Here is a 21,912-nt window from a genome sequence, read left to right as displayed (position 1 = left end):
CTGGCTCGGTGCCGCTCCTGGGACCAGCCGACGAGTTGCCGCACCCGCCGCGCCGGGTGCTCGTGGCCGGCACGTCCGGCTCCGGGAAATCGACCCTGGCCAGTCTCGTCGCACGCACCCTCGGCCTGTCCTATGTGGAGATGGACTCGCTGTTCCACGGTCCACAGTGGACGCCGAGGTCGGAGTTCGAGGCCGACGTGCGCCGGTTCGTCAAGGGCGACGCGTGGGCCACCGAGTGGCAGTACAGCCTGGTGCGGCCGGTGCTGCTGGAGCACGCCGACACGCTGGTCTGGCTGGACCACCCGCGGCACGTGGTGATGCGGCGGGTCACGGTGCGGACGGCGGTGCGCCGGCTGCGCCGCGAGGAGCTGTGGAACGGCAACGTCGAACCGCCCCTGCGGACGGTGTTCACCGATCCCGAGCACCTGTTGCGGTGGGCGTGGAAGTCGCATGGCCGCACCGGCGAGCGGGTCGGGGCGGTGCTCCGGGGCGAGCACGCCGGCCGGCTCGCGGTGGTGCGGCTGCGCGGGCAGCGTGAGGTCGACCAATGGCGGTCAGGCCCGTTGCGACGGGCGGCGGAGCGGGGCGAGGAGTCGGTGCGATGAGCGAGCGGACGGCGTTGGTCCTGGGTGGCACCGGGATGCTGAAGGGGTGCGCGGAGGAGCTGCTGGCGCAGGGGTGGCAGGTCGTGCTGCCCAGCCGGCGGCCCGAGGGCGTGCTGGGCAGCGCGGCGAAGGCGGCCCTGCGCGGTCGCGCCCACGTGCCCCACGTGAGCGGCGCGGAGGGGTCGCGGGTCGCCGTGGCGGCGGACTGGGCCAGACCGGCCGAGCTGGCCGACCGCGTGCGCGAGGTGATGGACCAGCCCGCCGACCTGCTGGTCGCGTGGGTGCACGCGAGCTACCGGGACGCCGTGCTGCGGGCCGTCGCGCCCCTGCTCGCGCCGCACGCGCCGGTGGTCGAGGTGCACGACAGCGGCGCCATCCAGGCGGTCCGGGGTGTGCCCGACCCGGCTCTCGACGGCCACCCGACGCAGCAGGTCGTGCTGGGCTTCGTCCGGCACGGCGGCAGCACCCGCTGGCTCAGCCACGAGGAGGCGTCGGTCGGCGTGCTCGAAGCCGTCCACCGCGCCCTGGACGGCAAGGCGCCGTCCGTGCACCAGGTCGGCGAGATCGACACCTGGGCCGCGCGGCACTAACCCACCGACACGCCTCATCAGTGTGGTTTCACGCTGCGGGTCCGGTGCGATACTCAGCGTGCCGGCACGCACACGGGGAGGCGCGCATGAAGCCCGGGACCTCCTCGACCACCGCGCCGGCGAAGGCCGACCGAGCCAGACCGTCCCCCGCCGACGCGGTCGTCACCGCGATCGAGGTGGTGGTGGCCGAGTGGTCCGACGACGACCCGCCGATCACGGTCGCCGTCACGGGGTGGGACACGGGAGGCCGGCCGGACATCGCCGACCTGCTCCGGGAGCGGCTGCCCGCGCGGTCCCACGTCGTCTGCTCGCTCGACGCGGCCGACTGGGAGGGGGACGCGCAACCGGCGGACGCGCTGCTGGCCCGCGGCGTCGCGCGCGCGGTCGGACAGCGCCGGAACTGGGTGCGCAGGGTGTTCCAGCCGATCTCCGGCGCGATGAGCTCGCCGCAGACGCGACGGCGGCGCAAGGTCCTCGCCGGTGTGGTGTCGGCGGTCATCGCGGGCGGCGTGGTCGCGTGGCCCGGCGGGCGCGCCGTCGTGCTCAGCCTCGCGGGGAAGGGCGGTCCGATCGGCGAGCTCGCGTCCCAGGCGGTCCGCTCGCCGGTGGTCGCCACCATCCTGCTCGCCGTCGTGTTCTGGGTGCTGGTGAGCCGCGCGTGGACCGCCACGACCGCGCTCGCCCGGTTCACCGCGAGCGTTCGGGACGAAGCCACCAAGGGCACGTTCGAGGAGGTCCGCGACCACCTGGCCAAGCTCGTCCGCCAAGGGCTGCGCGCCCGCCGGCACGGGCGCCGGCTGGTGGTCGTCGTGCGCAACATCGACAGCTGCGGCGGCGACTTCGTGCTCGACCTGTGCGAGAAGGCCAAGAAGATCGTGCGCGCTCCCGGCGTCGTGCTGGTGTTCCTCGGCGACCTGAGGACGATGGAGGAGGCGGCGGTCCGCAAGACCGGGCTCCCGGTGGAGTCCGCGCAGGCCCGCCGCCTGGGCCGCCGGCACGTGCGGAAGCTGATCCCCAACGTCGTGGCCCTCCCGCACGCGACGAGCGACGAGGTGTGGGAGCGGTGAGCCGGGCATGACGGCGGACATCCTGTTGGCGGTCTCCGACGACACCGTCGCGGACCAGATCCGGATGTTCATCGCGCCCCTGGCCGCGATCATCATCGGCGTCATGGGGATCAGGTACCTGTTCGGCGATCAGAAGAGCCTCGCCGGGTTCATCGGATTCCTCTTCCTCGGCATGGTCGTCTACTCGCTCATCCAGTGGGGCGAGACCATCCTGACGTCGCTGGGCGGGCTGTTCCGGGGTTGGGTCGAGGGCGACAACGCCCTGGCCGTCGCGGCGGCGGTCCTGATCGGGGTCGCGGCGCTGGCGTTCGCGGTCGTGTTCCTCCCGAACCGGGACTCAGGGCGGGCGGCCGGGAGCGGGGCGTTCGCGACGGTGGCCGACGAGCCGCCCGCCGAGGACCGGCGCCCCACCCGTGAAGACCGCACCCGGGCCGCGTGGGCGGCGTTGCGGGACTGCGCGCCGAAGCACGCGGACCCGGTCGACGTGGGCCGCTGGCGCAACCAGGTCCGACTCGCCGTCGTGGTGGCGGTGGAACGCGGCGTCTTCGACGAGGGGTCGCCCGTGACGCCGGCGCACCTCGCCAAGTGGGTGGTGCTCCGCGACCTGTGGCCGGACGTCGTCGACCGGCTGTGGACCGACGGCGACCTGCTGCGGTTGCTGGAGGAGTCGCCGCACGTCGGGGACGAGGACGACGAGGCGCTCGTGCGGTTCCTGGCCACCGGACCGCGGCTGCACCCGGTGGCGCGGAACCTGCTGCACATGGTCGCGTCGGCCGACGCCGGCTAGCCCGGCCGCAGGCCCCGCACCAGCGACAACACCGATTCGCGCACGTCGACGAGGCTGCGCTCGGGCTGGAACACCTGCCAGTCCAGCGCGGTCACCAGCAGCGTGCCGAACAACGCCGCCGACGCCGTCCCGACCGGCACGCCGTCGGGCAGCCGGCCCGCGTCGGCCAGCCGCTGCACCTGGCCGCGCACGATGGACACGATGTCGTCGCGCAGCAGGCTCAGCGTGTCGTGCCACTGGCCGGGCGTGCGCCACAGCTCCGACACGAGCAGCTGCCCGAACGCGGGGTACTCGGCGAAGAACCCGAGCATCCCGTCCACCAGCGACGCCATCGCCGCGGACGTCTCGGCCTCCTCCTCGGCGACCTTGAGCCGCGCGGCCAGCAGGTCGACCCCGTGCCGCAGCAGCGCGTCCACCAGCGCGTCCTTGCTGGCGAAGTTGTAGTAGACGGTGCCCTTCGCCACGCCCGCCTCGGCGGCGATCTCGTCCACCGTGACACCGGCCGCGCCCCGTTCGCCGACCAGGCGCAGCGCGGCGTCGAACAGCTTCTGCTTGGTCACGGCGGTGCGGCCGGGGCGCGCGCCGGTCACAGGACCAGTTCTGGTTCGAGGCGGCTGGGAGTCCACACCCGCTGCTTGTACGCGGCGAGCGTCGCCAAGGCAAGGCCCGCCGCCAGGTAGCCGACGAGGATCAGGGCGTCCCGGCCCACGCCGCCCAGCGACCCGCCGTACATCAGGTGCCGCAGGCCGTCCACGGCGTAACCCATGGGCAGGCCGTAGTGCAGCGGGTACAGCGGCACGGGGATGGTCTGCCACGGGAACGTGCCGCCCGCGCTGACCAGCTGCAGGATCAGCAGCACGAGGCCGATGAACTTGCCGACCGCGCCGAACAGGGCGTTCAACGCGTGCAGCACGGCCACGAACGTCGCCGACACCAGCAGCAGGAACGCCAGGGCGCCCAGCGGGTGCGACGGCCGGATGTCCACCACCAGGGTGACCACCGCGTACATCACCACGACCTGCGCCGCGCCGAGCAGCGCGCCCGGCAGCCAGCCGCCCAACGCCACCCGCAGCGGCGACTGCCCGGCCGCCAACCCGCGCCTCGACAGCGGCTTGAGCAGCAGGAACAGCACGAACGCGCCGATCCAGGTGGCCAGCCCGAGGAAGAACGGCGCCAGGCCCGCGCCGTAGCTGCCCGCCGACGTCTGGCTCACCCCGCGCACGTTCACCGGGTCGCCGATGGTCCGCGCGGTCGACTCGCGGGTCGGGTCGTCGGGGTCGGGTATCTGCGAGACGCCGGACGCCAGGCCGTCGCGCAGCTGGTTCGCGCCGTCGACCAGCTGCGCCTCGCCGTCGCGCAACCGGCCCGCGCCGTCGCGCACCTGAGCCGCGCCGGACGACACCTGCGCCGCGCCGTCGTTCAGCTGGGTGATCGCGCCGGTCAGCGCGGGCGTGCTCGCGGCGAGCTGCGCCGCGCCGTCGGAGACCTGCTTGGCGCCGTCGGCGAGGGCGCGCAGCTGCCCGGCGGTGCCCTGCACCTTGCCGTTGGCGTCGTCCACGGGCCGGCGCGCCTCGCCCAACGCGCCGAGCACGCGTTGCACCTGCTCCTCGGTGAACCCGAGGGCGCGCAGCCTGGCGGCCACGTCGCCGTTGACCGCGTCCAGCCGGTTGACCAGGTCCTGCGCCTTGGCGGCGTAGTCCTCGGCGGTCCTGGCGACGGTCTCGTTGCCGTCGGCGACCTGCTTGGCCCCGGCCGCCAGCTGCTGCGACTTCGCCGGCAGGTCGGCCGTCGAGTCGCGCAGCCGGGTGAGGCCGGACGACACCCGGGCCGCGCCGTCCGCCAGCGGCACGGTTCCGTCCGCGAGCTGCTGCGCGCCGGTGTAGGCGTCCTGCTGGCCGGTGGCGAGCTTCGTCGCCCCGTCGGCGGCCTCGGCGGTCCTCTGCCGGATCGTGGAGAAGCCGAGCAGCAGCTTGTCCGCGGCCTCCGCGCCGACCTTCACCGACACCGACCGGCGCACCTCGGCCACGACCTGGTTGGCGATCGTGGAGCCGAGGTAGTTGTTCGCGTCGTTGGTGGTCAGCACGATCACGCCCTGGCGCGGCGTGAAGTCGCCGGACGACAGCAGGGCCCGCGAGAAGTCCGCGGGCAGGGTCAGCGCGAACGTGTAGGTCCCGTCGCGCACGCCCTGCTCCGCCTGCGCGGCGTCCACCCGGCGCCAGTCGAACTTGTCGCCGGACACCAGCTCCTCGGCCACCTCGTGGCCCGCGTCCAGGCGCGTGCCGTCGCTCGCGGTCGCGCCCTCGTCCTCCACGACGAGCGCGGCGGGCACCTGGTTGAGGTGCGCGTACGGGTCCTTGTTGGCGTAGAGGTACAGCGCCGCGTAGAGCAGCGGCACCAGCGTCAGCGCCAGCACCGCGAGCTTGGGCAGCGTGCCGGAGGTGATCCGGCGCAGCTCGTTGAACGCCATCCGCAGGGAGGTCACTCGGACTCCTCGTTCTCCACGACGTTGTCGGCGCCGATCCGCGCGACGGGCACGTCGAGCAGGGCGGCGCTGGTGGTGGTGCACAGGACGACGACGGACCGCTCGGGCGTCACGTGCCCGCGCGCCGACTCCAGCCACCCCCGCGGGTCGCCGTGGTAGCGGTCGGGGCTGTCCAGCACGAGGGTCGTCGCGCCGGGCCGACCCGCGGCCAGCTCCAGCATCAGCGCGCACCGGGTGGCGGCGGGCACCTGGTCGAACCGGTGGTCCAGGTGCTCGTCCGCGCCCCGCTCGACCAGCCAGTCGGCCACCGCCTTGCGCCCGCTGCGGGCGCCGTTCACGGCCAGCTCCTCGCCGACCACGCCGGCCAGCGTGAGCGACCCCTCGGGCTCGCTCACGTCCGGTGAGTCGACCAGCACGACGTGCCGGCGCAGTTCGGCGGCCGAGGGGGAGACCTCGCCGGTGCTCGGCCGCATCCGCCCGGACAGCACCAGGCCGAGCGCGGTGTGCCCGGCGCCGGGGTCACCCGCCACCAGCACCAGCTCGCCCGGCTTCACCAGCAGCGACGTCGGCTTCAGCAGCGGGCCGTGCGGCCCGGTGACGCCGACGCGCCGCGCGTGGATCCGCACCGTCCGACCTCCTATTTGAACTGACTGGTCAGTACAAATAGTGGTCCCGGCGAGGGCGCCGCGCAACTCGACGCGGTGTGACGTGGCACGCGGTGGCTAGCGCAGCGCGCCGGCGGGGCGGACCTCCCACATCGTCCACAGTGGACGATAACCCTGCCGCGGCCAGAAGACCGAGGACAGCGGGTTCGGCGGGTTGTAGTACAGGTAGGTGCCGACCGTGCCCAGCCGGTGCAGCTCGCGGTGCGCGTGCGCCATCAGCTGGCGGCCGACGCCGGTGCCGCGCGCGCCCGGCAGCACGGAGACGCAGTTCACGTAGCCCCAGCGGCCGTGCGGCAGCCTGGTCGCCGTCCAGTTGCCCGGCTCCGACGTCACCACCGCGCACTCCGCCAGCGCCACCGCGATGCCGTCCCGCTCGGCCAGCCACGCCGGGCCGCCGGTGGCCAGCCGCTCGGCCAGCGTCCGCCGCTTCAGCGCCACCGCGTCCGGCCGGTGCACCGTCGAGCCCACCATGGACGAGTAGCGCAGCTCGGCCAGCGCCAGGGCCAGCACCGTCTCCAGGTCGGCGGGCGTCGCCCGGCGGATCGTCGCCGCGCCCGTCACCGGCGGGGGAGGGGCCTGCCGCACCGCGACCACGGTCAGCGGCACCAGGCCGTGGTCCAGCAGCGCCCTGGTCGACTCGGCGTCCCGGCTGGGCCAGGTCAGCACGCACGCCGAGTCGCGGTCGGCCGGCGCGAGCAGGTCGAGCCGCTTGCGCCAGGCGCGCAGCAGCACGTCCATGCCCGCCGCGCCCGCGTTGCCCAGCAGGGGCGTCAGCTCCCACACCTCGGTGGCCGACCAGAGCCTGGCCGGCGACCGCCGGTCGTGCACCTGGCGTTGCAGCACGCCCGCGACCCTCGTCCCGTCCGGCAGCGCCGCGGTGATGACGTCGCCGTCCGGCGGCGCGACCGCCGGCGGTAGCAGCGGGTCGACGCTCGCGAAGCGCGCGCTCTGCGCCTCCATCAGCCCTTGACCGACGGTCATACCAGGCAGGTTACGGCTTTCGGGTGCGGAAGATCGCGGTGCCCGGGAACAGCCGGCCGCGCAGCGGGCTCCACTGCCCCCAGGTCCGGGTGTGCCCGGCGGGCCACTCCGGCTCCACCACGTCCACCAGCTCCAGGCCCGCGCCGACGAGCGCCCGCACGTAGTCCCCGGTGGTCCGGTGGTGCTCGACGTACGTCGCCCGACCGGTGTCGTCGACCTCCACGTACGGCGTGCGGTCGAAGTACGACTGGGTGACGGTCAGCCCACCCGGCCCCGGGTCGTCCGGGAAAATCCACCGGATCGGGTGAGTTACCGAGAAGACCCACGGCGCGCCCGGCCGCAGCACCCGCGCGACCTCGCCGAACACCTCGCCCACGTCGGCCACGAACGGCACCGCGCCGAACGCCGAGCAGGCCGCGTCGAAGCTGCCCGACGCGAACGGCAGCTGGTCGGCGCTGGCCTGCACCAACGGCACGCGCACACCCGTCGCCGCGTTGGCCGCCACGGCGTGTCGCAGCATCCCGGCGGAGATGTCGAACGCCACCGCGTGCGCGCCCCGCGACGTCAGCCACCTGGCGCACGGCGCGGAGCCGCAGCCGACCTCCAGCACGCGGCGTCCGCGCAGGTCGCCGAGGTAGCCGGCGTCCTCCTCGCGGACGCCCTCGGGGCACCAGACGAAGTCCGCCGCGCCCAGGAAGTCGCCGTGCTCGGCGTGGTAGTCGTCGGCGTCGGCGTCCCACCACATGCGGTTGGCCGCGCGCGACTCGGCGGCGTCCACGCCCCGCTTGGCGATGCCGGTGGTGCCGAGCGCGTGTTCCGCGCTCGCGTGCTGGTGGGACACACTGCTCCATTCAAGGGGTCCGGTTTGCCCGGCGGGCTCGCGGCCGCGTACGATATCGCCCGCGTAGTGGGTTCGCGCTGTCCTCGATCGGTGATCACTCGGTGAGTCGGTCTTCGCGGTGGGGCGTGCCCTCCGCGTAGCGTTGAACCCGCAGGCCACCAACCCCAATCCGTACCGGAGCCACCTACCTAATGTCCACCGACACCACCACTGTCCCGGTTGCCGCTGCGCCGAAGCAGGTCGCCATCAACGATATCGGGACGGAGGAGGACTTCCTCGCTGCTATCGACAAGACGATCAAGTACTTCAACGACGGCGATATCGTCGAGGGCACCATCGTCAAGGTCGACCGGGACGAGGTCCTGCTCGACATCGGCTACAAGACCGAGGGCGTCATCCCCTCGCGCGAGTTGTCGATCAAGCACGACGTCGACCCCAACGAGGTCGTCAAGGTTGGTGACGAGGTCGAGGCTCTTGTCCTTCAGAAGGAGGACAAGGAAGGTCGGCTGATCCTCTCCAAGAAGCGCGCCCAGTACGAGCGCGCCTGGGGCACCATCGAGGCCCTCAAGGAGAAGGACGAGCCCGTCAAGGGCACGGTCATCGAGGTCGTCAAGGGCGGCCTCATCCTGGACATCGGCCTGCGCGGCTTCCTCCCCGCCTCCCTCGTCGAGATGCGTCGCGTCCGCGACCTGCAGCCGTACGTCGGCCGCGAGCTCGAAGCCAAGATCATCGAGCTGGACAAGAACCGCAACAACGTGGTCCTGTCCCGCCGCGCGTGGCTGGAGCAGACGCAGTCCGAGGTCCGCAGCGAGTTCCTCAACCAGCTGCAGAAGGGCCAGGTCCGCAAGGGCGTCGTGTCCTCCATCGTCAACTTCGGCGCCTTCGTGGACCTGGGTGGCGTGGACGGCCTCGTGCACGTCTCGGAGCTGTCCTGGAAGCACATCGACCACCCGTCCGAGGTCGTCGAGGTCGGCCAGGAGGTCACGGTCGAGGTCCTGGACGTCGACATGGAGCGCGAGCGCGTGTCGCTGTCGCTCAAGGCGACGCAGGAAGACCCGTGGCGCCAGTTCGCCCGCACCCACGCGATCGGCCAGATCGTGCCGGGCAAGGTCACCAAGCTCGTCCCGTTCGGCGCGTTCGTCCGGGTGGACGAGGGCATCGAGGGCCTGGTCCACATCTCCGAGCTGGCCGAGCGCCACGTCGAGATCCCGGAGCAGGTCGTGCAGGTCGGCGACGACGTCATGGTCAAGGTCATCGACATCGACCTGGACCGCCGCCGCATCTCGCTGTCGCTCAAGCAGGCCAACGAGGGCTTCACGGTCGACTCCGAGTTCGACCCGACCCAGTACGGCATGGCCGCCGAGTACGACGACCAGGGGAACTACATCTACCCCGAGGGCTTCGACCCGGAGACCCAGGAGTGGCAGGAAGGCTTCGACAAGCAGCGCGAGGAGTGGGAGCGGCAGTACGCCGAGGCCCACACGCGCTACGAGGCCCACATGAAGCAGGTGGCCAAGGCCGCCGCGGCCGAGGAAGAGGCCGCCGGGGAGACGAACTACTCCTCCGGTGGCGAGGCCCCGGCCGCCGCGACCTCGTCCAGCACGGGCGCCCCGGCCCAGGCCGGCGGCACCCTGGCCAGCGACGAGCAGCTGGCCGCGCTCCGCGAGAAGCTGTCGGGCGGCGCCTGAGCAGCACCGGCGGGCGGACCTCCGCCTGCTGACTGAACGACGACGATCGCCCCTCGCCCACCTCGGGCGGGGGGCGATCGTCGTTCACTCTTTCGGGGGTTCATCGGCGTTGCCGTGCGCTAAGTTGAGAATGCTATGAGCATGCGGACGGCGGTGTTGGCGGCGGTGGTGGTGCTCGCGAGCGCGGGCTGCGCCGCCGTGCAGACGCAACCGGTCGCGCAGCCGCAGATCCCGACGATCGTGCCGCCCACGTCGTTCAGCCGGATCCCGCAGATGACGGACCGGCCGCTGCCCGACGACTGCGAGCTGGTCATCCCGGTCGAGCTGTTCCACCAGAAGCTCGGCCGCGAGCTGCCCGGCGAGCTGAAGACCATCATCGGCATCCCGGAGCCGTCGCTGGGCCGCACCGGGAAGATCGACTGCTACTACGGCGTGCCCGAGCGGCAGCCGATCGCCGCCGCGCCCGTCATCATCGGCCTGGCCACGTACAACGACGAGCCGACGGCCAGTGCGCGGGTCGCGGACAGCGTGGCCGCCGAACGCGAGGACGGCGCGACCGTCCGCGAGGTCGACGTCGGCAAGCGGAAGGGCCAGCTGATCAGCGCCAAGGACGAGCGCCTGCTCGTCGGCTGGCTCGGCAAGACCACGTTCGTGGCGCGGGCGAAGGTCGGCGTGCTGCCCGAGGACGCGATCGGCGGCTTCCTCGCCGCCGTGGCCCAGCAGTCCATGACCCCCATCGAGGGCACCTGAAGATCCGCCGCGTGGCAGGCTGGTCACCATGTTGCGCGTAGGGCTCTCCGGGGGCATCGGGTCGGGCAAGTCGACGGTGGCGGGCAGGCTCGCCGAGCACGGCGCGGTGGTGATCGACGCCGACCGGCTGGCCCGCGAGGTGCTCGAACCCGGCACCGACGGGCTGCGGGAGGTGGTGGAGGCGTTCGGCGCGGACGTGCTGGGCGCGGACGGCGCGCTGAACCGGCCCGCGCTCGCGGCGAAGGTGTTCGGCGACGAGCAGGCCCTGACCACGCTCAACGGCATCACGCACCCGAGGATCGCGGCCCGCACGGGCGAGCTGATCGCCGCCGCGCCCGCGGACGCGATCGTCGTGCACGACGTGCCGTTGCTGGTGGAGAAGGACATGGCGCCGCTGTACCACCTGGTGGTGATCGTGCACGCGGACCTCGACCAGCGCCTCGTCCGGCTCCGCGAGCGGGGCCTGCCGGAGGACGACGCGCGCCGCCGCATCGCCGCGCAGGCCGACGACGAGCGCCGCCAGGCCGTGGCGGACGTGTGGCTGGACAACTCCGGCACGCCCGACCTGGTGCTGGCGCAGGTCGACGCGCTGTGGGCGGACCGGCTGGTGCGCTACGAGTCCAACATCAGGCTGCGCCGCTACGCCTCGGGCGCCCCGATGGTGGTGCCCTACGACGAGACCTGGCCCGTCCAGGCGGCCCGGGTCGCGGCACGCATCCGGCTCGCCGCCGGTGGCCGCGCGGTCGAGCACATCGGCTCCACGGCCGTGCCCGGCCTCGCGGCGAAGGACGTGCTGGACTTCCAGCTGGGCGTGACGTCGCTGGAGGAAGCCGCCGAGCTGGAGGAGGCGTTGGCGCAGGCGGGTTTCCCGTTCCTGGGCGACGCCGAGGACAGCGTGCGGTACGAGGGCGACGCGCCGGAGGGCTGGCGCAAGAGGCTGCACGCGGGCGCGGATCCGGGACGGCGGGTCAACCTGCACGTCCGGGTCGAGGGCGGTCCGGCCTGGAACTGGGCGATCCGGTTCCGCGACTGGCTGCGGGCCGACACGGCGGCGCGGGACGAGTACGCGGCGGTGAAGCTGGAGCTGGCGGAGAAGCACAGGGGTGACGCGGACGCTTTCTCCTACGCCGAGTCGAAGGAGCCGTGGATGGCCGCCGCGACCGCGCGCGTGGACGCCTTCTACAGGGAGGGCCAGGCGTCGTAGATGCCCCGGTGGGTCAGCCACGAGCCGAGGTCGTGCCGGTGGAGGCTGACTTCCTCGAGGGTGCGGTGCACGATGCGCAGCGCCTGGTCGGCGTCGCCGGGTCCGAGGACGCGCCCGGCCACGGCGGCGGCGAACTCCTCGCAGCGCACGATCCGCGCGGTCGTGCCGCCGGGCACGGCCAGGCCGAGCAGCAGGTCGGTGGTGCGCCACGCGCGGCCGTCGCGCTGCACGCGGACCGCGCTGAGCACGCTCGGGCCGCTGCGCGCGTGTCTGGACCGGGGTCGGTGGTGCGTCAGCCGCAATCCGATCGAGGGCATCAACCAGGTGACCTCCGAATCGGAGAACGGGTCCTCCGGCGTCGGGCACTCCAGCCGCAGTCCCCACGGCTCGACCCGACACGTGGACAGGTGCCGCGACATGCCGCTGGAGTAGCTGCGAACTGCGCTGACGGTGTCGACCACGTCGACGAGCTGAGGTGTGATGACCGCTCCCACGCGACCCGAGGGTAGCCGGAAGTGTGCTCCGGGTAACTATCCGGTTCGATTCGTTACATCACGGTCTGTGTGGTATGCGGTCTCTATCAGGTGACGGACTCGGATGGCGGTTGACCTGCAAGTGTGACGGTCTGTATTACCGCCGACGCCACGTGGTGATCGTTCCCTGGGACGCGAGCCACCGCACGGCGTCGTGACCGTGCGCGGCGATGCCGGCCACCGCGCGGTAGGTCGTCTCCAGCGCCCACTGCGCCCGGTCGGCCTGGATGAGCCCGCGGTCCAGCGCCGTCAGCAGCTCGTCGGTGTCCAGCACGGTCACGCTGCGGCCCGTGCGCACGACCAGGTCCAGGTACAGGTCGACGGTCTTCCACACCGAGCCGCTGGAGCTGATCTCGACCACGTCGACGTACAGGTCGTAGTCGCGCTCGTGGCCCGGGTGCCACGACTGCCGGGTGACGCGCAGGCCGTGCGCGGGCAGCAGCCACGACTCGAAGTGGGACAGGTGGGGGTGGCCGGGCACCGGGCGGGACATGTAGAGGCCGTGACCGGTCAGCCGGTACTCCTCGACCCCGCGCAGGTGGCCCTTGGGATCGGTGTTGCTCTTCGCGTCGAGGTCGAAGTACTCGATCTTCGGCGGGTGGATGTGCATGCGGGTCCCGGCGGCACTCGACGTCACAGCGCCGACCTTAGGCATCGACACCGGCGGAACGCTCCTTTCTGTCACCCGAAAGTATGATGATCGCTTACTCTTCCCGCCATGTTCGGCATCATCCGCCCCTGCCGCAACCGCCTGGGCCCCGAGCTGCGCGAGTCGTGGCTGGCGCACCTGTGCGGGCTGTGCCTGGCGCTGCGCGACGACCACGGCCACCTGGCCCGCGTGGTCACCAACTACGACGGCCTGGTCATCTCCGCCCTGGTGGAGGCGCAGGCGGGACGGTCGCGGCGCTCCGCCGGGCCGTGCGCCCTGAGGGGTATGCAGTCGGCGGACGTCGCCGTGGGCACGGGCGCGCGCTTGGCCGCGTCGGTGTCCCTGGTGCTGGCCTCGGCGAAGGTCGGCGACCACGTCGCCGACGGCGACGGCGTGTTCGCGCGGGCCCCGATGCGCGGCGTCGGCAGGCAGGTGGCGCGGCGGTGGGCGGCGCAGGCCTCGCAGACGGGCCTCGACCTGGGGTTCGACACGGCGGTGCTGGTGGACGCCGTGCGGCGGCAGTCGTCGGTGGAGGCCGCGGCGGGACTCGGGTCGTCCGTGCTGACCGTGACGGAGCCGACCGAGACGGCGGCGGGCGAGGCCGTGGCGCAGACCGCGGTGCTGGCCGGGCGGCCGGGCAACGCGGCCCCGTTGCGCGAGGTCGGGCGGCTGTTCGGGCGGCTGGCGCACCTGCTGGACGCGGTGGAGGACCTGGCGGAGGACCGGGCGTCCGGCGCGTGGAACCCGCTGGTCGCCACGGGCACGACGCTGGACGAGGCGCGGCGGTTGTGCGAGGACGCGGCGCTGGGCATCAAGCTCGCGATGGCGGAGGTGGAGTTCGCCGACGACCGGCTGGTGCACGTGCTGCTGGCGCACGAGGTGCGGGAGTCGATCCGGCGGGCGTTCGGCGACCCCCACTCGCACGGTCCGCACACCCCGCCACCGCCGCCCGGCTGGCAGCCCGCGCCGGGGATGTACCCGCCGCCGGCCCAACCCGGTCCCCACGGGCAGCCGGGCCCGCACGGGCAGCCCGGCCCGCACGCCGGTCACGTGCCGCCTCCCGGTCACGTGCCGCCGCCCTCGGCTCCCGGCCACGGCGGTCCGCCCGAGCCGCCGAAGGGTGGCAAGAAGGGCAGGCGCGGCAACGGGCCGCCACCTCCCGGCAGCGGCCTGTGGTGCTGGCCCAAGCTGAAGCAGCCGCCGGTCACCCGGGGCGCGCTCCTGGGCTGCCTGGCCGTGCTCTACCAGTGCGGCACGTGCCAGTACTGCTGCCGCGACCCGTACCCGGGGCCGTTCAGCGGCAAGCCGCGTGAAGCGTGGTGCAACGGCGGCGACTGCGGCCCGAACTGCGACTGCAACTGCGACTGCTGCGGTTGCGACTGCAACTGCTGATCACGGCCCAGCTGACCTGGGCCGGATCGGAAATTGTCGTACCCGCGGCGTACCGTCGTACCCGTGGCTTTCCCAACCGAGATCCCGGTCAAGGCGCACTCGTCGCATCGTCCCGTCGGTGACATCCCCCGCACCGACGGGAAGTTCCGCGTGGTCAGCGACTACCAGCCCGCGGGCGACCAGCCCGCGGCGATCGCGGACCTCGAGAAGCGCATCCGCGCGGGGGAGAAGGACGTCGTGCTGCTCGGCGCGACCGGCACGGGCAAGTCGGCCACCACGGCGTGGCTGGTGGAGAAGGTGCAGCGGCCCACGCTGGTGATGGCGCCGAACAAGACGCTGGCCGCGCAGCTGGCGAACGAGCTGAAGGGGTACTTCCCGGACAACGCGGTGGAGTACTTCGTCAGCTACTACGACTACTACCAGCCCGAGGCGTACATCCCGCAGACCGACACCTACATCGAGAAGGACTCCTCGGTCAACGAGGACGTCGAACGGCTGCGCCACTCGGCCACGATGAGCCTGCTCACCAGGCGTGACGTGATCGTGGTCGCGTCCGTGTCGTGCATCTACGGCCTCGGCACGCCCCAGTCCTACCTCGACCGGTCGATCAAGCTGGAGGTCGGCGGCGAGGTCGAGCGCGACCTGCTGCTGCGGGCGTTGGTCGACATCCAGTACACGCGCAACGACATCGCGTTCAACCGCGGCACGTTCCGCGTGCGCGGCGACACGGTGGAGATCATCCCGGCGTACGAGGAGCTGGCGCTGCGGGTCGAGTTCTTCGGCGACGAGATCGACAAGCTCTACTACCTGCACCCCCTGACCGGTGACGTGGTCAAGGAGGTCGACGAGCTGCGCATCTTCCCGGCCACCCACTACGTGGCGGGCCCGGAGCGCATGGAGAAGGCGATCCGCAACATCGAGCTCGAGCTGGCCGAGCGGCTGGCCGCGCTGGAGCGGCAGGGCAAGCTGCTGGAGGCGCAGCGGCTGCGCATGCGCACCGCGTACGACATCGAGATGATGCGCCAGGTCGGCTTCTGCAACGGCATCGAGAACTACTCGCGCCACATCGACGACCGAGGTCCGGGCACCGCGCCCGCGACCCTCATCGACTACTTCCCCGACGACTTCCTGCTGGTCATCGACGAGTCGCACGTGACCGTGCCGCAGATCGGCGGCATGTACGAGGGCGACGCGTCGCGCAAGCGCAACCTGGTGGAGCACGGCTTCCGCCTGCCGAGCGCGATGGACAACCGCCCGTTGACGTGGGAGGAGTTCGCCGACCGGATCGGCCAGACGGTGTACCTGTCGGCCACGCCCGGCCCGTACGAGATGGGCCAGACCGGCGGCGAGTTCGTCGAGCAGGTCATCCGCCCGACCGGCCTGGTCGACCCGGAGGTCGTGGTCAAGCCGACCGAGGGCCAGATCGACGACCTGGTGCACGAGATCCGGGTGCGCGCCGAGCGGGACGAGCGGGTCCTGGTCACCACGCTGACCAAGAAGATGGCCGAGGACCTGACGGACTACCTGCTCGAACTCGGCATCCGCGTCCGGTACCTGCACTCCGAGGTCGACACGCTGCGCCGGGTCGAGCTGCTGCGGCAGCTGCGGCTGGGCGACTACGACGTGCTGATCGGCATCAACCTGCTCCGCGAGGGCCTCGACCTGCCCGAGGTCTCGCTGGTCGCGATCCTCGACGCGGACAAGGAGGGCTTCCTCCGCTCAGGCACCAGCCTGATCCAGACCATCGGTCGCGCGGCCCGCAACGTGTCCGGCCAGGTCCACATGTACGCGGACCGGATCACCGACTCGATGCGGCACGCGATCGACGAGACCAACCGCAGGCGCGCCAAGCAGGTCGCGTACAACGAGGAGCGGGGCCTCGACCCCCAGCCGTTGCGGAAGAAGATCACCGACATCCTGGAGCAGGTCTACGCCGAGGCGGAGGACGCCATCGCCCCCGGCGGCTCCGGCCGCAACGCCTCGCGGGGCAAGAAGCCGACCGGCGACCCGGGCGCCAACGGCCGGGGCGGCTCCGGCGTGCTGACCGACCGCGACACCGGCACGATGGCCCGCTCCGAGCTGGCGGACCTCGTGCAACAACTGACGGATCAAATGATGAACGCCGCGCGTGAACTGCAGTTCGAACTGGCCGCCCGCCTGCGCGACGAGATCCAGGACCTGAAGAAGGAGCTGCGGGGCATGGACGCCGCCGGCGTGAAGTAACCCCAACCACCGCCGGCGGCGCTCTCCGCACCGCCGGCGGACGGTTGGGGCTACCCAGCGCCCCGGCTACCCAGCGCTCCGGCTACGCGGTGACACCAGTGACCGCGTCGCCGATACCACCAATCGCGTCGCCAACTCGCGCAACCCCGGCGCTCCGCTCGACAGCGCCGCACCAACCCCCAGCCGCACCAGCGTCCACCCCCTACCGCCACCGCCCCGACAGCAACCGCATCACCGCCGCCCGGCATCCGCTCCGCACTGCCGCCGAGCGGACGCCGGGCGGTCGTCGAGCGGTCCATTCGGACTGTCCGTCGGCCAGCGGCGGCGTCAGGTGCGCCGGGATGGGCGCGGGAGGATTCGGTCAGGTCTTTGGCATCAGCCCTGCAGGGCGGCGCGGACCTTGGCGACCACGGCGCTCTCGACCTCGCCGACACGTCCGTCCGCCGAAGCGACCTCCTCGCACACGGCCAGCACCGCCGCCGGGAACGCCGCCGCCTCGTCGGGCGTCCGCGCGGCCAGGATGTCGACCGAACGCCGCAACGCGTCGAGCACGCCCGCCTCCACGTCCGCCGTCGAACCCGCGGGCAGTTCGGGCCGGGCGGCGCCCAGCACCTGCCGCAGCCGGGGCGAGAACGTCGCCATCGCCCGGATGCCCGCGTGGCTCTCCTCGTCCAGCGCACCCGGCTCGGCCGTGGACACCAGCACCATCGCGCCGAAGACCGCCGTGCGCAGGGTCCGGCCTTCCTCGTCCGTGTAGTCGGTGTAGTCCGTGTAGGCAGTCACGTGATCACCCTAATTGCCGCCGGTTAGCGTGACGCCATGACGTTGGACGACGTGATCTTGCACTGCCTGGCCAAGCCCGGCGCGGAGGAGACCTACCCCTTCGGCGACGGCGAGCTGTGCTGCAAGGTCGGCGGGAAGATCTTCGCGTTCATCTCGCTGGACGGCGGCAGCGTCGGCGTGAAGTCGGGCGCCACCGCCGACGACGCGGGGCACTGGCGCGAGCGCTACCCGGACGACGTCGCGGTCAGCGCCTACATCGGGCGCTACGGCTGGAACCGGGTCCGGCTGGGTAGCGCCGTGCCGGACGACGAGCTGCTCGAACTCCTCGACCTGTCCTACGACCTCGTCGTGGCCAAGCTGCCCAAGTCGAAGCGACCAGCGCTCTCCTAGGCCACCGCACCCAGCCGCCGCGCCCAGGACCACAGGGACGCGACCGGTCGGCGGGGGCGGAACACTCCGTGCGGTCGCGTGCGGTGGATCTCCACCACCGCGAGACTGGAACCATGCGACTTCGGCGGATCCTCCGGTGCGCGGCCCTCGTCGTCGGCCTCGGCGCGGCCACCGCGGTCACCGGCGCGCCGGTCGCCACCGCAGACGCCGCCGACTGCCACTTCTACCTGCTCCTCCAAGGCCACGGCGGCGTGATCGTCGACAGCGCGTGCGGGTTCGGCGAGGACGGCAACGTGCAGACGTGCGAGTCGATCCTCGGGTGGATGAACGTGACGCCGCAGGCGGTCGTCGACGAGGCGTGCCGCCTGGCTTCCCTCCCGTGACGAACGACGGCGCACCGGGAGTGCCCCGATGCGCCGTCGACCACGAGCCCTACCTCAGCTGGTGATGTCCTTGCGCGCGAACTTCCGCGCCGCCAGCAGGGTGAAGAACGCCCCGTACGCCAGGGCGGAGAACGTGCCCTTCGCCATCTGCGACCAGTCGACGTCCGACGACAGCAGGTCCGCCCACGCCAACGCGTAGTGCGTCGGCAGGTAGTCCCGCAGGCCTTCGAGCGCGGTGATCTGGTCGAGGATCTGCGACACGATCGACGCCAGCACCGCGCCGCCCACCGCGCCCAGCGGCGCGTCCGTGGACACCGACAGGTACAGCGCCAGCCCGGCCACCCAGAACAGGTGGATCGAGATGTAGACGACGGCCAGCGCCACGCCGTAGACCCCGGCCCCGAAGGACGCGGCCTCACCGGTCGGCGACACCGCCTCGCCCGCCCCGTACCAGACCACGCCGACGACCAGCGCCACTGCGGGCAGCAGCGCCAGCGCGAACACCGACATCAGCCCGGACGCCAGCGCCTTGCGCCGCAGCAGCCGGTGCCGGGGGATCGGCGCGGCGAGCAGGTACTTCAACGACGACCACGACGCCTCGCTCGCGATCGTGTCGCCGAAGAACAGCGCCACGATCATCGGCAGCAGGAAGCTGCCGCTGACGAACAGCGTCAGGATCACGAAGTTCACGCCGCTGGCCGTGGCCAGGTCGACGAAGCCGCCCGCCCGCCGGTTCGGCGACGCCTGACCCAGCTCGAACGCCACCACCAGGATGAACGGCAGCAGCACCAGGAACCCCAGCACCAACTGCGTCCGCCGGCGGCGCAACTGCCGCACCAGCTCCACCCGCACGGGCAACGTCCGCCCGGCCTTGTACCCGACCTTCGAGCCGTCCGGCGCGACCGACGAGTGCTCGGCCTCCGCGGCGTCCGTCAGGTCGGAGATCGCGGCCGGATCGGTGTGCACACCGTTCTCGCTCATTCGCCCACCAACTCCAGGAATGCGTCTTCCAGCCGGCGGCGCGGACCGGCCTGGTCCACCGCCACGCCCGCGGCCACGAGCGCCTGCAACGCCGACGCGCGCGGCGTGCCGTTGAGGCTCGCGTGGACCTGCTCGCCGTCCACGTGCACGTCGTGCACGCCCGACAGGCTCCGCAGCACGGTGGCCGCCTCGTCGGGCCGGTCGACCTTGAAGCTCGCCTCGCCGCCACCGGTCGCGATCTCGTCGACCGGACCGGCCGCGACCAGCGACCCCTTGTGCATCACGACCACGTGCGTGCACGTCTGCTCGACCTCGGCGAGCAGGTGGGACGACACCAGCACGGTGCGCCCGGCCGCCGCGTAGCGGCGCAGCACCTCGCGCATCTGGTGGATCTGGGGCGGGTCGAGCCCGTTGGTCGGCTCGTCCAGCACCAGCAGGTCCGGCAGGCCGAGCATGGCCTGCGCGATCGCCAGCCGCTGCCGCATGCCCTGGCTGTAGGTCCGCACCCGCCGCTTCACGGCGTTGCCGAGCCCCGCGATCTCCAGGGCCTCCTCGACGTGCGCCTGCTCCAGCGGACGACCCGTGGCCGCCCAGTACAACCGCAGGTTCTCCGCGCCGGACAGGTGCGGCAGGAAGCCCGAGCCCTCGACGAACGACCCGATCCGCGACAGCACCGGCGCGCCGGGGCTGACCCGGTGGCCGAACACCCTGATCCCGCCCTCGGTGGGTCGGATCAGGCCCATCAGCATGCGCAGCGTCGTCGTCTTGCCCGCGCCGTTCGGCCCGAGCAGGCCGAGCACCTGGCCGTGCTCCACCCGGAACGACAGGTCCTTCACCGCGACGAACCCGCCGGCGTAGGACTTGCTCAGGTTCTCGATCACCAGCGGCACCGACTCGAGCTCCGGGTCGACGTCCGCGGTCAGCCTGCGGCGGAACCAGGCGACCACGGCCGCGATGACGCAGATGATCAGCACGATCGCGATGCCCCACAGCGCGCCGGTCGGCACCTCGCTGGTCGCGTTCACGCCCGGCACCACCGGCACCGACAGCGCGGGCGAGGCCAGCGAGATCCGGTACGCGGCGGGCTCCGCGGCGTTCGAGTACGCCATGTCGGTGGTCGACACGACCAGCTGCAGCCGGTGGTCGGCCTCGACCGGGCGCACCGCGCCGGGCAGCGTCACGGTGACCTCGACCGGCGTGCCGTCGGCGGGCAGGTCGGCCACCCGCACCGGCGCGACCGCCGAGCCGGGCAGCGTCCGCACGCCACTGGCGTCGGCGTCGTACAGCTTCACGAACAGCACCGCGCCCTCGGCGGGCACCGGCTGACCAGGCACGGCGGCGACCCGCAGCCGCACCGTGGACGCGCCGGTCAGCAGCGTCTGCGCGGTCTGCGGCTCGCTCTGGAACACCGCCGCCTGGCCGGGCAGGTCGATCGACAGCCGCGACGAGAGCGAGCTGGACCGCGACACCACCGACCCGAGGCCGGGCAGGCTGGACACCGCCGCCGGGTTGCCGCCCGCGGGGTTGACCACGACCTGCTCACGGCCGGTCAGCGGCACGTCGCGGCGCTCGGTGCCCGCCGAGCCGGTCAGGCCCGGGTAGCTCGGCGCGACGACGTTGCGCAACGACGGCGTCCCGCTGCTGCGGAACGCGCCCACCACCGTGTACTCGAAGCTCGTGCCGGGGTCGGCGCCCTTGCCCTCCAGGTGGAACGCCATCCAGTCGGCGATCTGGCCGCGCAGCTCGGGGCCGGGCGAGCCGCCGTCGTGGCCGCCGGAGTACCAGACGACCTTGACCTTCGCGCCGTTCGCGGCGATCTGGCGGGCGTTGGCGTCGGCCTGGTCGAGGCCGAACAGGGTGTCCTGCTCGCCCTGGACCAGCAGCGTCGGCTGGGTGATCTTGTCGGTCACCTCCGAGGGCGACGCGCGACGCAGCACCTCCAGGGTCTGCGGCCCGGCCTTTCCGGTGGTCGCGACCTCGGTGTACGCGGCGCACACGTCGGCCTGGAAGCGGCCGCACGCCCCGTTCAGCGGTCCGACCGGCCGGGGGGTGTCGCCCTGCTGCGGCGGTGCGGTGACCGCGGCGGCGGCGCTCTCGGCGCCCTGGGCGTCGTTGTCCTGACCGGGCTCGGTCGCTTCCTGACCGGGGTTGGTGGCGTCCGCGCCGGACAGGCCGGCGGAGAAGAAGATGCCCGCCCACGACCGCTTGAACACGCCCTCGTCGGCGAACGCGCCCGCCGCCGGGGTGGCGGCGGACACGCCCTCGGCGCGCGCCGAGTTCGGCAGCAGCGCCTGGGCCAGGTCGTTGTAGGTGATGACCGGCGCAATGGTGTCCACCCGCGGGTCGACGCCGGCCAGCGACAGCGCGAGCGCGCCGCCGTAGGAGCCGCCGGTCACACCCACCTTCGGGTCTCCGGCGCTGTCGGTGACGACCTCTTCACGCGTGGCAAGCCAGTCGAGCAGCTTCTGCGCGTCGCGGACCTCGTGGTCGACCGAGTTCAGGGCGATCTGACCGGTGCTGCGGCCGAAGCCGCGCGCCGAGTAGGCCAGCACGACGAACCCGCGCCGGGCCAGCTCGGTGGCCTGGGCTTGCACGCTGGCCTTGCTGCCGCCGAAGCCGTGCGGCAGCAGGACGGCGGGCGCGGGTGTGCGTTCTGGCAGGTACAGGGTGGTGTCGATCTGCACGGTGCGGTCGCTGTCCGGACTTTCCGGCACGTCGATCACCGCGTCGCGGGTGCTCACCGGGGCGGGGTCGTCCCCCTGGCGCGTGAAGACCACGATGGCGCCCACCAGGGCGACCAGCACGACCAGCGCGGGGAGCGACCACCTGCCGCGGAGGCGGTTGAGGGAGGCCACGGAGTTGACCATAGGCGTGATTAGCTGAGAACGGGCTGTCAGCAGGGCGTCGGGCTCTCAGCC

The 21,912-nt window shown here is 72.6% G+C and carries 21 protein-coding genes; 11 read left to right on the top strand and 10 right to left on the bottom strand.

The window, feature by feature from the left end; all coding sequences use genetic code 11:
* Positions 1-8 precede the first annotated feature (8 nt).
* The 4 genes from AB0I91_RS05415 (at position 9) to AB0I91_RS05400 (ending at position 3,049) form a co-directional block, all read left to right on the top strand.
* Positions 9-605 (top strand): P-loop NTPase family protein, encoded by a 597-nt coding sequence (locus tag AB0I91_RS05415; RefSeq protein ID WP_499635391.1) that lies wholly within the window; start codon positions 9-11, stop codon positions 603-605.
* Positions 602-1,195 carry a Rossmann-fold NAD(P)-binding domain-containing protein gene (locus tag AB0I91_RS05410; protein ID WP_498780810.1) on the top strand — a complete coding sequence of 198 codons (594 nt, stop codon included), beginning with the start codon at positions 602-604 and terminating at the stop codon, positions 1,193-1,195. The genes AB0I91_RS05415 and AB0I91_RS05410 overlap by 4 nt, the downstream gene beginning before the upstream one ends.
* A gap of 86 nt (positions 1,196-1,281) precedes the next feature.
* Entirely contained in the window at positions 1,282-2,262 is a 981-nt protein-coding gene (locus tag AB0I91_RS05405; protein WP_498780808.1) for a serine/threonine-protein kinase, read from the top strand.
* 7 nt (positions 2,263-2,269) lie between these two features.
* Positions 2,270-3,049: a hypothetical protein gene (locus AB0I91_RS05400; RefSeq protein WP_499635388.1), complete on the top strand. Its 780-nt coding sequence runs from the start codon at positions 2,270-2,272 to the stop codon at positions 3,047-3,049.
* On the opposite strand, the gene AB0I91_RS05395 is transcribed toward AB0I91_RS05400, so the two are convergent.
* The 5 genes from AB0I91_RS05395 to AB0I91_RS05375 form a co-directional block, all read right to left on the bottom strand.
* Positions 3,046-3,639 carry a TetR/AcrR family transcriptional regulator gene (locus AB0I91_RS05395; protein ID WP_498780806.1) on the bottom strand — a complete coding sequence of 198 codons (594 nt, stop codon included), beginning with the start codon at positions 3,637-3,639 and terminating at the stop codon, positions 3,046-3,048. The two genes, AB0I91_RS05400 and AB0I91_RS05395, sit on opposite strands and share 4 nt — an antisense overlap.
* The gene (locus AB0I91_RS05390; protein ID WP_499635385.1) at positions 3,636-5,531 is read right to left on the bottom strand and encodes a YhgE/Pip family protein; all 1,896 of its coding nucleotides are present in this window, start codon (positions 5,529-5,531) and stop codon (positions 3,636-3,638) included. The genes AB0I91_RS05395 and AB0I91_RS05390 overlap by 4 nt, the downstream gene beginning before the upstream one ends.
* Positions 5,528-6,157: a P-loop NTPase family protein gene (locus AB0I91_RS05385; protein ID WP_499635383.1), complete on the bottom strand. Its 630-nt coding sequence runs from the start codon at positions 6,155-6,157 to the stop codon at positions 5,528-5,530. The genes AB0I91_RS05390 and AB0I91_RS05385 overlap by 4 nt, the downstream gene beginning before the upstream one ends.
* Positions 6,158-6,253: 96 nt before the next feature.
* Positions 6,254-7,177 carry a GNAT family N-acetyltransferase gene (locus AB0I91_RS05380; protein ID WP_498780800.1) on the bottom strand — a complete coding sequence of 308 codons (924 nt, stop codon included), beginning with the start codon at positions 7,175-7,177 and terminating at the stop codon, positions 6,254-6,256.
* 10 nt (positions 7,178-7,187) lie between these two features.
* Positions 7,188-8,018, bottom strand: coding sequence for a class I SAM-dependent methyltransferase (locus tag AB0I91_RS05375; protein WP_498780798.1), 831 nt, complete (start codon positions 8,016-8,018; stop codon positions 7,188-7,190).
* Between the two features lie 191 nt (positions 8,019-8,209).
* Between AB0I91_RS05375 and rpsA the strand changes: the two genes are divergently transcribed.
* The 3 genes from rpsA (at position 8,210) to coaE (ending at position 11,660) form a co-directional block, all read left to right on the top strand.
* Positions 8,210-9,706, top strand: a complete 1,497-nt coding sequence (rpsA, locus tag AB0I91_RS05370) for a 30S ribosomal protein S1 (RefSeq protein ID WP_033442914.1) — start codon at positions 8,210-8,212, stop codon at positions 9,704-9,706.
* A 135-nt stretch (positions 9,707-9,841) separates the two neighbouring features.
* On the top strand, positions 9,842-10,456 hold the full coding sequence (locus tag AB0I91_RS05365; protein WP_499635380.1) for a hypothetical protein: 615 nt from the start codon (positions 9,842-9,844) through the stop codon (positions 10,454-10,456).
* A gap of 28 nt (positions 10,457-10,484) precedes the next feature.
* Complete coding sequence (gene coaE / locus AB0I91_RS05360; protein WP_499635377.1) at positions 10,485-11,660, top strand: dephospho-CoA kinase; 1,176 nt, start codon at positions 10,485-10,487, stop codon at positions 11,658-11,660.
* Here the strand turns inward: coaE and AB0I91_RS05355 are convergent.
* Together AB0I91_RS05355 and AB0I91_RS05350 are read right to left on the bottom strand one after the other, a co-directional pair.
* Positions 11,636-12,154: a ribonuclease FAU-1 family protein gene (locus tag AB0I91_RS05355; RefSeq protein ID WP_498780793.1), complete on the bottom strand. Its 519-nt coding sequence runs from the start codon at positions 12,152-12,154 to the stop codon at positions 11,636-11,638. The two genes, coaE and AB0I91_RS05355, sit on opposite strands and share 25 nt — an antisense overlap.
* A 136-nt stretch (positions 12,155-12,290) precedes the next feature.
* A complete protein-coding gene (locus AB0I91_RS05350; protein WP_498780910.1) occupies positions 12,291-12,803 on the bottom strand; it encodes a ribonuclease FAU-1 family protein in 513 nt (170 codons plus the stop codon).
* Positions 12,804-12,911: 108 nt separating this feature from the next.
* On the opposite strand from AB0I91_RS05350, the gene AB0I91_RS05345 reads away from it, so the two are divergent.
* Together AB0I91_RS05345 and uvrB are read left to right on the top strand one after the other, a co-directional pair.
* Positions 12,912-14,234, top strand: coding sequence for a DUF5685 family protein (locus tag AB0I91_RS05345; protein ID WP_499635374.1), 1,323 nt, complete (start codon positions 12,912-12,914; stop codon positions 14,232-14,234).
* A 63-nt stretch (positions 14,235-14,297) separates the two neighbouring features.
* The gene (gene uvrB, locus AB0I91_RS05340) at positions 14,298-16,457 is read left to right on the top strand and encodes an excinuclease ABC subunit UvrB (RefSeq protein WP_499635372.1); all 2,160 of its coding nucleotides are present in this window, start codon (positions 14,298-14,300) and stop codon (positions 16,455-16,457) included.
* Positions 16,458-16,832: 375 nt separating this feature from the next.
* Here the strand turns inward: uvrB and AB0I91_RS05335 are convergent, their stop codons facing one another.
* Positions 16,833-17,240, bottom strand: coding sequence for a hypothetical protein (locus tag AB0I91_RS05335; RefSeq protein WP_499635369.1), 408 nt, complete (start codon positions 17,238-17,240; stop codon positions 16,833-16,835).
* A gap of 36 nt (positions 17,241-17,276) precedes the next feature.
* Between AB0I91_RS05335 and AB0I91_RS05330 the strand changes: the two genes are divergently transcribed.
* Together AB0I91_RS05330 and AB0I91_RS05325 are read left to right on the top strand one after the other, a co-directional pair.
* Positions 17,277-17,630, top strand: a complete 354-nt coding sequence (locus tag AB0I91_RS05330; protein WP_499635367.1) for an MmcQ/YjbR family DNA-binding protein — start codon at positions 17,277-17,279, stop codon at positions 17,628-17,630.
* A gap of 113 nt (positions 17,631-17,743) precedes the next feature.
* Positions 17,744-18,013 carry a hypothetical protein gene (locus AB0I91_RS05325; RefSeq protein ID WP_499635364.1) on the top strand — a complete coding sequence of 90 codons (270 nt, stop codon included), beginning with the start codon at positions 17,744-17,746 and terminating at the stop codon, positions 18,011-18,013.
* 54 nt (positions 18,014-18,067) lie between these two features.
* Here the strand turns inward: AB0I91_RS05325 and AB0I91_RS05320 are convergent, their stop codons facing one another.
* Together AB0I91_RS05320 and AB0I91_RS05315 are read right to left on the bottom strand one after the other, a co-directional pair.
* Positions 18,068-18,994, bottom strand: coding sequence for an ABC transporter permease (locus tag AB0I91_RS05320; RefSeq protein ID WP_230566899.1), 927 nt, complete (start codon positions 18,992-18,994; stop codon positions 18,068-18,070).
* Positions 18,991-21,849 (bottom strand): alpha/beta fold hydrolase, encoded by a 2,859-nt coding sequence (locus tag AB0I91_RS05315; protein ID WP_499635362.1) that lies wholly within the window; start codon positions 21,847-21,849, stop codon positions 18,991-18,993. Before AB0I91_RS05315 ends, AB0I91_RS05320 begins: the two co-directional genes overlap by 4 nt.
* Positions 21,850-21,912: the final 63 nt, after the last annotated feature.

The organism is Actinosynnema sp. NPDC049800 (assembly GCF_040656635.1).
Taxonomy (GTDB): domain Bacteria; phylum Actinomycetota; class Actinomycetes; order Mycobacteriales; family Pseudonocardiaceae; genus Actinosynnema.
This window is presented reverse-complemented; position numbering and strand designations above follow the sequence as displayed.